The 11,930-nt window shown below is 42.8% G+C and carries 10 protein-coding genes and 1 pseudogene; 1 reads left to right on the plus strand and 10 read right to left on the minus strand.

Annotated elements, in window-relative coordinates; translation table 11 throughout:
• Nucleotides 1-328 precede the first annotated feature (328 nt).
• Nucleotides 329-676, plus strand: a pseudogene (locus tag BZG76_RS11445) (transposase); the annotation flags it as partial.
• Nucleotides 677-762: 86 nt separating this feature from the next.
• Here the strand turns inward: BZG76_RS11445 and BZG76_RS11450 are convergent.
• The 10 genes from BZG76_RS11450 to BZG76_RS11495 form a co-directional block, all read right to left on the minus strand.
• On the minus strand, nucleotides 763-1,806 hold the full coding sequence (locus BZG76_RS11450) for a hypothetical protein (RefSeq protein WP_077461443.1): 1,044 nt from the start codon (nucleotides 1,804-1,806) through the stop codon (nucleotides 763-765).
• Nucleotides 1,799-3,643 carry a hypothetical protein gene (locus BZG76_RS11455; RefSeq protein ID WP_198532342.1) on the minus strand — a complete coding sequence of 615 codons (1,845 nt, stop codon included), beginning with the start codon at nucleotides 3,641-3,643 and terminating at the stop codon, nucleotides 1,799-1,801. Before BZG76_RS11455 ends, BZG76_RS11450 begins: the two co-directional genes overlap by 8 nt.
• Nucleotides 3,644-3,801: 158 nt before the next feature.
• The gene (locus BZG76_RS11460; RefSeq protein WP_131825148.1) at nucleotides 3,802-3,984 is read right to left on the minus strand and encodes a hypothetical protein; all 183 of its coding nucleotides are present in this window, start codon (nucleotides 3,982-3,984) and stop codon (nucleotides 3,802-3,804) included.
• A gap of 214 nt (nucleotides 3,985-4,198) precedes the next feature.
• Nucleotides 4,199-5,104, minus strand: a complete 906-nt coding sequence (locus BZG76_RS11465; protein ID WP_131825328.1) for a sel1 repeat family protein — start codon at nucleotides 5,102-5,104, stop codon at nucleotides 4,199-4,201.
• Between the two features lie 62 nt (nucleotides 5,105-5,166).
• Nucleotides 5,167-5,493, minus strand: a complete 327-nt coding sequence (locus BZG76_RS11470; RefSeq protein WP_077461447.1) for a hypothetical protein — start codon at nucleotides 5,491-5,493, stop codon at nucleotides 5,167-5,169.
• A 172-nt stretch (nucleotides 5,494-5,665) separates the two neighbouring features.
• Nucleotides 5,666-6,574: a hypothetical protein gene (locus BZG76_RS11475; RefSeq protein ID WP_131825329.1), complete on the minus strand. Its 909-nt coding sequence runs from the start codon at nucleotides 6,572-6,574 to the stop codon at nucleotides 5,666-5,668.
• Between the two features lie 62 nt (nucleotides 6,575-6,636).
• Entirely contained in the window at nucleotides 6,637-6,969 is a 333-nt protein-coding gene (locus tag BZG76_RS11480; RefSeq protein ID WP_077461449.1) for a hypothetical protein, read from the minus strand.
• The gene (locus BZG76_RS11485; RefSeq protein WP_158011341.1) at nucleotides 6,956-10,564 is read right to left on the minus strand and encodes a LysM peptidoglycan-binding domain-containing protein; all 3,609 of its coding nucleotides are present in this window, start codon (nucleotides 10,562-10,564) and stop codon (nucleotides 6,956-6,958) included. Before BZG76_RS11485 ends, BZG76_RS11480 begins: the two co-directional genes overlap by 14 nt.
• A gap of 1 nt (nucleotide 10,565) precedes the next feature.
• Nucleotides 10,566-11,075, minus strand: a complete 510-nt coding sequence (locus BZG76_RS11490) for a DUF4123 domain-containing protein (protein WP_158009997.1) — start codon at nucleotides 11,073-11,075, stop codon at nucleotides 10,566-10,568.
• Nucleotides 11,076-11,079: 4 nt separating this feature from the next.
• Nucleotides 11,080-11,930, minus strand: an 851-nt coding sequence (locus BZG76_RS11495; RefSeq protein WP_241824087.1) for a type VI secretion system Vgr family protein, incomplete at its 5' end; no start/stop codon positions are given.

An 11,930-nucleotide genomic window follows, 5' to 3' on the forward strand; every position in this document is an offset into this window, starting at 1 on the left:
GCTGTCTATCCCTGCTATTAAGCTAGATTCATGCCAAGTTTTTATGCCCTTATTTTCAAATGCTTATCGATTACGTGACCAATTTTTTGCACGACTCAAGCAACTTTTTGCTTGGCTTGGCAAAAAGTTGCTTGGCATATCGCTGAGCCTTTACGCACTACCTAAACGCTTTAAGAAGTCGCTTAGCCCCAGAAACCATTACTGCTCACTGAGTAATTCGACTGTATTTTTGCTATAAACTTTGCCCACTTTCTCCGTAAGAGGTTAACAAAGGTACTATGGCAAAGCCCGTGTCTTATGGGTATGTGGGGTTTATTAACCGCTTACAGAGAGCGCGCTGGATGACTTAGAAGCTAAGTGGGGTGGCAAATACCCCATCGTTATTAAGTCCTGGCGCAATAAATGGTTCACACTCTCTACTTACTTCAAATATCCGGAATACGTGCGTACCGCCATATATACGACGAACGCCGTTGAGGCCGTGCACCGCCAGTTCCGCAAACTGACCAAAACCAAAGGTGGTTTTGCCAACGAGAACAGCTTGCTCAAGCTACTCTACGCAGGTATGTTAAAGGCGTCTGAGCATTGGTCGCATCCGGTGCAGAGCTGGAGCCTGACGCTATCGCAGCTGACCATTCACTTCGAAGGCCGACTGGATGATCACATAGACCTATGAAAATTGGCTGACACAGAATATTGAACACCCTCACACAGAATATTGAACACCCTCCTATTGAGGTCACATGATAATTTAAAATTGCTCTATAGATTCTTCCTGAAGCCTTTAAAGAATTCTACTGTTGTTTCATCAAGGTAAAGGTTAGCTTTATGCCCCTTAGCTTTCTGTCTAGCCTGAGCTTTTACACTTTCAATATCTTCTTTGCTAACATACTCACCTGTATATTTATCAAAATATTTCAACTCATCATTTTCTTCATCATAAAACTCATCGAAATACCTTGTTAATTTACAGTCATGCTTATTATTCATCGAGTGTGCAATCATGCAATAAAAAAAGGCTTTCTTTTCAGACGTATCTTCCTTCTCCCCAACACCAGCCTCTCTCATAAAAGGGATAAACATAATACTTTTGAATAACAAAGAGTTAAAATCATTATTCCTAACGCCATAATCTATCCAATCTATAGCTTTTTTGATATCCCCTCTTTCCTTGTACATGAACGCAGCTTCATAAACAGCCACCATATTCCCATCTTTAGCCATTTTCTCTAAGTATTCCAATCTTATGTCTTCATTAACCCAAGACCAAAAATGGCTATCGAAGAAAAATGTATAACCCTTACTTTTATATATCTTTTCAGCTAACTCGCCATAGCGATATTCTCGATAAATAGGAATATATTGCCACCAGCTAGGGTCATGATATAAGAGTGCGTACATAGCTTTACCATTACCCTCTTCGGCGAGTTTCTTCCAACCTTCAATTGCTTTGTCTACCCATTGCTCTTCACATGGCCAACCCAAATAACCACAAAAAGAACGATCAACTTTCGGCATATATGTACCTGCAAGCGTCGCCATTGCCCAAGGGTTACCTCCCTCAGCGGCCTTTAAAAGGCTAGAACCGGCTTCTACTGTACCTAACGTTTTAAACTGAGTATAAGCTAACCAGTAAAAGGCTTTAGCGTTACCTTTATCAGACAGCGCTCTGAAAACTTCATTTGCCGCTTTATACTTCTCTTCGTTTAGAAGGGACAGTCCCTCTTTTAAGGTCTTTGCTTGAGCAGGAGCAATGAGAAAAAAAACACAAAAAACCAAGAGTTTTATTAAATTCATCTTATCCACCAAGTATATTCCTAAAGCCTTTACTTTCAATATCCTTCTTTCTTTTTTTATCATTCATATGAACAGAAGTATATTCAGCCACTTCTTGATAAGCAGGAAGTATATTTACTCGTTTATAAGGTTTCCAGCAATCAGCTAGACTTTCAAAGCCCTCGACCAAGTCATATTTTATCTCAATGAACTTTCGCTTCCCTTGTTTAAGGTCTACTTTCTCGAGGTTACTATAAGAAGCCTCCCAAAATACTAATATTTTATCAATGTTTTCCGCATAGCGTTGCCATTTCACTTCTTCGGGAAGCTCCATCTCAATCTCTTCTCCGATCCTTTGCATCACGTTCTCGAACTTTTTCTTGGCATTGTCACTTACTGGATGGCTCTCTCCTCTTATCCACTCTAAAAGCTTGGTCATCGCAGCCACTTGATCGAGGTTATCCTTCGCTGCTTCTGCATCGTTAGCCCAAAAACCTAGATCATGATAATGCAATAGAACGGAAAAGAGCTTGGCGTAGGTTTCAGCCGGCATTTTCTTTATCCAGTCTCGCTGACCGGATGTCTCAACGTCACTATTAATGAAGTTCGCCACAAAGGGGGCGTTCGTCACTTCTAACGCTCGCTGCTCCATATCGCGAATAAGATGAAAAGGAAGCAGTGCAATTTGCGTCAGGGTAAGCTGATAAGCAACGGCCACTGTCAATAGCCTGTTAAAAGCATAAAAGGCTTCACTGCCGTCACTTTCATGGAAGAGACCAAAGCGACTGAAGCTAGGGTGCTCCATCACATCTAACAGCCGTGAGATAAATTCATCGTAAGCAAGCGGGTCTAACTCAAACGCCAGCTTGCCAGAGAAACCCGCAATAGACGCGACGCCAAAGTCGAAACGAAAAATTAAGCGACCATTATCTAAGGTACATTGCAAGATAAGTTTCGCTCCAACGCCTAACTGCGCGGTGAGGCGAGTGGCGAGCTTAAACAACTGTTTCATGTCCGAGCTACCCACATTTTTCCATAAGCATGCAAGACTGACTTGTCCACCTACCTCTGCACCAGCAAAGGCCGACACCTCAGTCTTTGCACCCGCCTTAATATTTCGCAGTTTACTATCATACGCGAGCCCTAGGTCTTGCTTGCTTTCCAAACGTGTTGCAATAAAGGTTTGAGATGTCCGTAAGCCTGTAGCCCCTGTGGCAGCATCTTGACCAAGTGCAATCTCATTCGAGTATTTCATGCTTGCCGCTAACATACCGTGCACAACCGCTTCAATGTCGAAGCGAATGTCTCCTAAGCTCACTTCACGACGCTCATTGTCAACGGTGTAATAGGGAACTTTGAGATCGTACATGTTTTCAGCTGGAATGGAGAATTTTGTCGCTAATTGACCGCTGGCAAAGTCAAGCGACGCCCCCAACTGCGTGTTCCCCACTAAGTTTAAGTTGACGCTTTCAGCTGCTGCCTGCGCTGAATACGTAAATCGCATAAATTGTGCGCCGCCGCTAACGTCCATCTTAACGGTGTTACCGAAAATCTCAATTTGCTGGGTTCGCCACGGTAACACATACTCATAGGCCTCATCTAAAGCGACCTCTCCCCCCACGTTAGCCAACGCAAACGTCTTTTTAATTTCCGCATCATTACCCAAGGCGTCTCTTAACGCGTCCTTGAATGCCTTGGGGTTTATCGCTCCTTGCCCTGTTGGTAGCGTGGGTTCATAAACTCGCGCACAGCTTTGTTTATTCCTTGCTGGGTCATTATCTAAAACCGCACACGTTGAACGTATATACATCGCTTCGTTTGGCTTAGAAGTGAGCGCACACTCAACAATCGTCGTATTCAACGCCATGGAGTCCGGCACAATGTGATTGTTCAAATTTTCTGGCGCCCAATCTTTGTGCTCATCCCAAAGCAATATGCGCTTTTTCTCTCGCACTTACCCAATGAGTACCGAATCCTCCTGACCGTCTAGAATAGGGGATTGAACCCTTCTTCTCGGCTGTCACTCTAAGGTATGCCCCGTTGTAGCTTTAACAGCACTTCATACATCTCATTCTCAGGGCGAACTGTGCTTGAAATGTAAGGATCATCGGCAACTTTATCGATGTTCTCCTCAATGAAGTCTTTGAATAAAGGAATGTCACCTTCAGGGTTGATCGCCTTTTCTTTGCAACCAGAGAGGAAACTCATCGATATGCTTAAAAGTATAACTTGGATAATCGTTTTATGACGCATCATAGGGCTGTGTCCAACAGATAGTGATGTTTTGGCCGGCAGATACCATAACGCTTTAAACGTAAGGAATGCTACCGCCCAGCAAGTGTTATATCACTCACTGAACGGGATATAGAAGCAGTATGAAGCTAATGTATAAATGTAATAGAAGTAATAAAATATAAATATATTAGTAACCTCTACCCCAATCATCAATTCTGGTGAAATAATCAATATAAATCATAGGTTCGATACTATTCAACTGTTCACTAACATTACATGTTAGATTACTCATGTCTATTTTACCCTCATAACTCCCACCAAAAAATCGATCACCGAAAATAGCCTTATATAGTTTCGCATCACAATATTGTTCCTTTGGGTTTAAAGATTTTTCCTTATAATACGGTTTAGCCCAAAAATAATGCCATGCTCCAAGCTTTTTTAACCTATTATAAAGGAAATCATCTTTCGGAGTGTTTTTGTCAATCAAAAAAACAAAAGCCGGGATATAGTTATTATTAGCTGCTATTCTTAGCAATTTTTTCACCTGGCGCTCTGATCTAGGTGAGTGAAAGACTGTTTTTCCATTTTCTACTTTAGTTATATTATAGTAGTAATCCATTAGAGGCTTATAATAGTGAGACTTGGAAAATCGAATAACTTCTTTTATGTACTCTTCACGTTTTTCTACAGATTTATCAAGACCTTTATCTTTCAGCAAGAAATATTGGGCATGAAGATCGCCTTCTGCTGCAAGCTTTTTGAAGCCCTCGACTGCTTTTTGGTAAATTTCCTCGGTACAGTATTTATTTTCATAAGAAGTATCTAAGCCAAGTTCTTTTGCTACTTTGTTGCCAAAATGTTCTGATGAAAGATAAGAAAGGCATAAGTTACTTTTGTTAGATAGCCAGTAAGTCGCATAGGGATTTCCTTTTCTCATTAACTCAGTCAGTATAGCTGTGGCTTCACTTCGTTTATAAATTTCATCTATTTTTGTACGTGCATAGATTATTTTGGCATTCTCTACGCCCTTTTTCATCAAAGAGTCCATCTCATCCCAAGTTTTTTGACTCCAATCACCACGCTGCAGCATTAGCATCAAGTCATACATCTCATCATCAGGCTTTACTGTACTCGATATATAGGGATCATTAGCTACTTTATCGATGTTCTCCTCAATGTTGCATAGATTATTTTGGCATTCTCTACGCCCTTTTTCATCAAAGAGTCCATCTCATCCCAAGTTTTTTGACTCCAATCACCACGCTGCAGCATTAGCATCAAGTCATACATCTCATCATCAGGCTTTACTGTACTCGATATATAGGGATCATTAGCTACTTTATCGATGTTCTCCTCAATGAAGTCTTTGAATAAAGGGATGTCATCTTCAGGGTTGATCGCCTTTTCTTTACAACCGGTGAGGATACTCATCGATAAGCTTAAAAATATAACTTGGATAATCGTTGTATTACGCATCATAGGGCTGTGTCCAACAGATAGTGATGTTTGGGCCGAGAAACAGCATAACGTTTTAAAGCTAAGCAAATGCTACCGCCCAGCGATTGTTGTATCACTTACTGGGCGGAATGTTTGGGATGTAAATTTAAGACTAGTAAGAAACCTTTCAATTGGCTAAAGTGTCAGCAGCAATTTAGCCTCGCCCCCAGTTATCGATCCTAGTGAAATAATCGATATAAATCATTGGCTTCATCTCAGCGATTTCTTTTTCTATATTACAGATACTTTCATCGTAATAACTCTTATTTGGCCAATCATCATAATAAACAAAATAACGGTTGTCATTGAACAACTTTTCATACAATAACGCATGACAATATTTTTCTTTATTATTAAGCTCATCAGCTCTGTCTAGTGCCATCGATAAAAAGTAGTAGCTACCTCCTACTTTTTTCATCCTTTCATATAGTTCTCGATTATCTTCGTCATAGTACATTACCGTTCCCATGGCTGGGATGTAGTTGTTATTACTTGCAATCTTAAAAAGATCGAACGCTAATTTTTCTAGTCCTTTTGAGCGAAAGACGAATCCGTTATTTGTCTGCATTTGCAATGAGTCGGTATAATCCATCAATGGCTTATAGTAATGAGCCTCTGCGAATCGAATGACTTCTTTAATATACTCTTCACGTTTTTCTACTGATTTATCAAGGCCTTTTTCTTTCAGCAAGAAGTATTGAGCACGAAGATCACCTTTCGCTGCAAGTTCTTTAAATTCCTCAACTGCTCTTTGGTAGATTCCCTCGGTGCAATATTTATTTTCATAAGAGGTATCTAAACCGAGGTCTTTTGCTACTTTATTGCCAAAATGTTCTGATGAAAGATAAGAAAGGCATAAGTTACTTTTACTAGATAACCAGTAAGTCGCATAGGGGTTCCCTTTTCTCATCAATTCAGTCAGTATCGCAGTGGCTTCACTTCGTTTATAAATCTCATCTATTTTTGTACGTGCATAGATTATTTTGGCATTCTCTACGCCCTTTTTCATCAAAGAGTCCATCTCATCCCAAGTTTTTTGACTCCAATCACCACGCTGCAGCATTAGCATCAAGTCATACATCTCATCATCAGGCTTTACTGTACTCGATATATAGGGATCATTAGCTACTTTATCGATGTTCTCCTCAATGATGCATAGATTATTTTGGCATTCTCTACGCCCTTTTTCATCAAAGAGTCCATCTCATCCCAAGTTTTTTGACTCCAATCACCACGCTGCAGCATTAGCATCAAGTCATACATCTCATCATCAGGCTTTACTGTACTCGATATATAGGGATCATTAGCTACTTTATCGATGTTCTCCTCAATGAAGTCTTTGAATAAAGGAATGTCATCTTCAGGGTTGACCACCTTTTCTTTTTCCTTACAGGCACTAATAGCTATCACTACAAATAGCAAAATAGCTATCTTTCTAATATTTTTATAAACCAACATCTTTCAGGCTCCAATCTATGATTTTTTCGTTTTCTTCGGGCACTAACTTAATGTAGTTATTGTCTTCATCATTTTTAATTTTAATTTTTTCACCTCGGCTACTAGCATTGGCCACCACCGAACGCGCATAAGCACGATAATCTGTATTGGTAACGGGACCGAGTCGTCCCGCTTCTACTGTCTTTGTATAGATGGTTAGTATCATTATTCCACAAAGTATTTTTGAAGCTTGATCGAAGTCATTTCTAACTTTTTTCATTATGTCAATTTGTTGGGCTGTTTCAGTAGTCAAAAAGGCGCTATTAAAAAACCTTGCTATCTGATACCAGCTTTTTCTAAACCCTTCCCACTGTTGGGGTTTATCTGCTCCCGCATGGAGTTCGGCCATTATAATCAATGTTTCTTTCCATTGCCGCTGACTGGCATATGATTCGTCGTCTTCTTGGTTAGTTTTATCTTTGCTTAACCACTCCATAATATTCAAAATAGCTTGAGCCTGTCGACGATTAACAAACTGGGCACTACCCTCAGAAGTTGCCTCAGTCTGAGCCTTCAGTAATGCTGCGATCAAGTTAGCGAGTGTCTCGGGAGGTAGTTTTATGATCCATTTTCTCGCATTAGGGGCATTATCTCCTGTTAGGCTTCTCGATAAGAACGGAGCATATTCTTTGCTTATGACATTCTTTTTGTACGATGCCCACAGGTTCGGTGGCATGAGTAGTACCTTAGAAAAGGATAGACCCAAACCAATAGCTATCGTCGCGATGTCATTAAGGGTATTAAAATCATCATTTATTCCATTTTCATCTACATCACCAAACACAGATAAGCGGCGGAAGTTACTTTGCTTAAGCACACCAAGTAGACAGTCGATAAAGTCATCACTATTGATCGCATTTAATTCGATGCCCAAGGTGCCCTTACACCCACCTCCAACTACTAAGCGCGCAGATGCGATGATCACTAGGACGCCAGCCTGAAAAGCTATACGGAATTCACTGTGAAAGCCTGCGCCGTACGCTGCCGAAAATTCACCCTTAATCGTCCCTAAGGTTTTAGGAACCCGAGCATTAGGTGGTACCCAGAAAACGTCCGCCCCCAAGGCGCCGCCTACTTCTACTCCGACAAAAGCATCTACCGCTACACCTGCCTCCGCTGCAACCTGGCTATTCACTAGGTCATGCTGCGTTGCACCAGTCATATTCTCAACTCGATGGACGTTAGGGTCGAAAAGAGAAACGGTACTACCACGTACCCCTAGCCCATTATCTATGTCACTAGGGCCGACAGTAATACTACTCCCTAACTGACACGTCGCACCAACTAATCCATAGACTGAACCGGTTATACGTGCCATTAACGCGCCAACATCGTAGCTGAACTCTTCACCTTTATCATCGGTATAGAAAAGCATCACCGCATAACCTCTAGCTGATGACGCTGATGCATTTTCACCCAAGGTATTGTTTTGCTCACCCTCTGGTAACCACAGACAAATACTCATTTGTCCTTGCAAAAGCGCCAACTTAGCCGAAATATTGCCACTCGCCCCGACTTGGCGAGGATCTTTGATGAGATCTGAATAGCCTGATAGCGGAAGGTTAAGTGCTGATTCTCCCTTTGCTGTAAAACGAAGAAATTGTGCTCCGGCATCTTCCGCATAAGCAGGCTCGTTTAAACCTTCGATATTGCCTTCTTGAGCGTGATAACTATCTTGCCAAAACACAGTGTCGAATTGAGATTGCGTTTTTAACGGGGCTATGCTCACTTGCACACTTGTTTTTCTTAACGCTTTTAATGCATCAGTGACACTATTTACACCAACGATATTCCCGGCGTCCGTCTGAGGAGATGCAAATGTAATACGATCAGTGATGAAATCAACATGGCAAGCTGCTTTGGTATAGAATGGATCTGACTTATCGCAAGGCATATACCACTCTGGTCCACGCAGGTAAAAAACTTTCCCTGTGGATAAAAAACTGCACTCAACTGGCTGAATATCGCTGAGTCCCGCATCGTTGACAAAGGCGCTTACACCTTTTTTATTGGGCTGGTGATCTTTTCTATCCCACACTAATACAAGATCGGGGGCCAGCTCTTTCCTTTCAGCATCGGCAAAAAAGAATCGAAGCTGGTTAGGGCCTTTTTGAGCCGCTTGTTTAGCCAAGCTTTTTAAATGCTCTATTCTTTTCTGTGCTATCGACTTTATCGTTAATAGTTTATTAAAAAGCTTATCAAGCGGTGTGCCTTGGCTCTGACCCAGTATTTGATTCAAGGCATTTTGATGTTCGGTTATCGTCATGTCGATAAGGTGTATCAGTGCCTTCGCTGGATAATACGACCACGCGGCTTTATTGACATCATTAACAAGGCTTGCAATGTTTAGACTGTCATTTATTTCAGTGCTACCTGTTACCTCTTCGTATAAGCTATCGATCAGCTCAGTCTGCCCGATTGAAATTGGTTCTGGTGATGTCCGCCAGTTGTCACCGAGATTGCGTAATACTTGGGGCCCCGCCGCAACACCGACATCTCCCTCAAGTTGCTCTAATGTCAGGCATTGCTCTTTAAACACAATACCTTCTTGGTTGAGTAGCTTGAAACCGGGTAGAAAACCATCTTCCGCTAGCTCGTTAAGCTCACGTATCGCCGCTTGGTGTAGTCTTTTGGCCAGCTCCAGACCATCGATATAGTCGTAAATGAGGTTACACGCTCTTTTAATCCGCTCTTCTCTTCGTGAAGTGAAGTATTGGTGGTCTTCGCTAAATACAAACTTAGTCCCATCATCTGAATTAATGTCACCAGCATTTCTTTCCGCTTTCTCTTCCAGCTCGGTAATGCGTTCGTCAATGGCATTCAATATAAAAGTACGGACACGCTCTTCGACCAATTTGTCAAAATTTGCGTTGCCACTTCTGTCTTGAGGCGCAAGAGATTGAAACTTACCGCCATAATACAGTGCATTTCTTTCAGCATTTTCTCGTCGAGTCTCTTGCTGAACAATATCATCAAACGCTAAGTCAAGCTCCTCAAGTGCCTGGGTTAGAAACCCCTGAGGATCTGCAGATTTGTAGTAGGCTTTTGTTTGTACCACTAAACGTAGTGGCAGAATGGTGGTATAGAGTTCTTTGTCTTCGTCATCCATGAACGCTTCATGAGGACGTGTAGCAAACTTAGACATAATGCCAAGCTGATTGATATTTGCAAATGTGGTGCTGTAGTCGCCTTCAACAACGGCGTCCTGCATTAGGACTTTTTCTTCTTCGATAAGGTCCTTGGCCTCTTGTGTCACTGCGTACCAGCATTTTTCACCCGTCTTAGGATGCGATGGCACATATAAAATGTCGACAAAATCAGCGATTTGACACTCTTGTTCCGTGGCAGGCGCTTCTGGTGCCTTTTTAAACGATTCGCGAGAGGCCTCCATATTGGCAGGTTCCGGCAGCTCTATCTTTAGCGTATCTCCAGCATAGATAAAGTCGGGATCTTTGATTTGCGTACTGTTCAGCTTGAGAAGCTCCTCTTCGGAGACGTCAAACTTTTCAGCAATCAGACTTAAGCAGTCACCTTTCGTTATTTTGTATTCTTTCATGTCACACCCACTGCTTAAAAACGGAATCTTGTTGTTCGCCCTCCACGGGCGTAAATGGATTTGGCTTATATAGGCACACAGGCACATCGTCTGAGTTAAACCAAAACACCCCTTTGCTAGGCCCTAAGCACTGCGCGATGTCGTCTATATTAGCTTGTGCTAAAACGGCATCCCAAAATCGTTGGCTTTGAAAGCGCAAACATAAAACTTGACCAGCAACTTCTATCTTCAACATCGCTTGTAAGTGCGTAATAAAATCATCTGCACAGATGTTGTCATCCACTGCAAATATTACCGAGCTGGTATCAAAATAAGGCAGTGTGCGCCATGTCTCGACGTTAGCGATATCCGGTCCCATATTCACCAAATAAGGGCTTTGCTCAAGCAAGTAATCAAAGGGGGTGCCTGCATATAAGGGCAGTATTTGCACGACACTAAAGTGTTCTTGAATCAGTTGCGCGGCATCACTGATCCTGACAGCATCAACGAGAAGCCAATAATGCGTTGTCATACACTTATCCCTCTTCCTGCAAACAAGGACAGTCTTGACGAGGGCATGAACCATCGAATTGTCGTTGACACAATTTCAGTACAGGGAGGTTTGACACCGATGCCACTTTTAAGGTCGCAGGCGAAAGCTGCAGGGGTAAAGGATCAGGGCTCTCCGGCGACTCCACCCCAAACGGCAGGGCGGCGACTTTACCGGCATAGCCACTGCCTGCGCCGGGGCTGCCGCCTGAGTTGAGGTTAATCGCAGGGCCCACAAGATGAACACCGCCGCCATCAATGCTGACAAAGCTGCCGCCGGCTTTCACCGTGATGCTACTCCCCGCCTCAATCACCGCTTTTTGACCGGCTTTGATATGAATTTCATTGCTGGCGTCATTCACCCATACTTGGCCAGCTTTAACATGCAGCGAGCCGTCTACAATCAGGGTTTGGTCTTGTTGAGCGTACTGGCGACTCTCTCCCTCAACGGTATGATGCGCATTGCCCATCACACGATGAAATTGGTCGTTATGCACTTGATGGTGATTGTCATGACCAATCTCGGTCACGCGGTCATTTTCTACCTCGGTGTGCCAGTCTTTCTGCGCGTGTAAATACACTTGCTCACTGCCCGATTGGTCTTCGAACGTGAGCTCGTTGTAGCCTTCATCTTGGTGGCTTTCACTGCGCCAAACCGTCTTGGTTTTGTGTGCCGGTAAGGTATAAGGCGGCACATTGGTCGCGTGATACGTGCGGCCGGTGATAATCGGTTGGTCCGGGTCACCGTGTAAGAAGGACACAATCACTTCATGGCCAATGCGGGGAATGGCCATCATGCCGTATTGGCTGCCTGCCCAGCCTTGGGCCACCCGTATCC

This window comes from Salinivibrio sp. AR647, assembly GCF_001995415.1.
GTDB classification, from domain to species: domain Bacteria; phylum Pseudomonadota; class Gammaproteobacteria; order Enterobacterales; family Vibrionaceae; genus Salinivibrio; species Salinivibrio costicola.

Coding starts and splice junctions, on each gene's coding strand:
- BZG76_RS11455 (WP_198532342.1), bottom strand. CDS start 3,643: ATGGCGTTGAATACGACGATTGTTGAGTGTGCGCTCACTTCTAAGCCA.
- BZG76_RS11460 (WP_131825148.1), bottom strand. CDS start 3,984: ATGAGTTTCCTCTCTGGTTGCAAAGAAAAGGCGATCAACCCTGAAGGT.
- BZG76_RS11465 (WP_131825328.1), bottom strand. CDS start 5,104: ATGCTGCAGCGTGGTGATTGGAGTCAAAAAACTTGGGATGAGATGGAC.
- BZG76_RS11470 (WP_077461447.1), bottom strand. CDS start 5,493: ATGATGCGTAATACAACGATTATCCAAGTTATATTTTTAAGCTTATCG.
- BZG76_RS11475 (WP_131825329.1), bottom strand. CDS start 6,574: ATGCTGCAGCGTGGTGATTGGAGTCAAAAAACTTGGGATGAGATGGAC.
- BZG76_RS11480 (WP_077461449.1), bottom strand. CDS start 6,969: ATGTTGGTTTATAAAAATATTAGAAAGATAGCTATTTTGCTATTTGTA.
- BZG76_RS11485 (WP_158011341.1), bottom strand. CDS start 10,564: ATGAAAGAATACAAAATAACGAAAGGTGACTGCTTAAGTCTGATTGCT.
- BZG76_RS11490 (WP_158009997.1), bottom strand. CDS start 11,075: ATGACAACGCATTATTGGCTTCTCGTTGATGCTGTCAGGATCAGTGAT.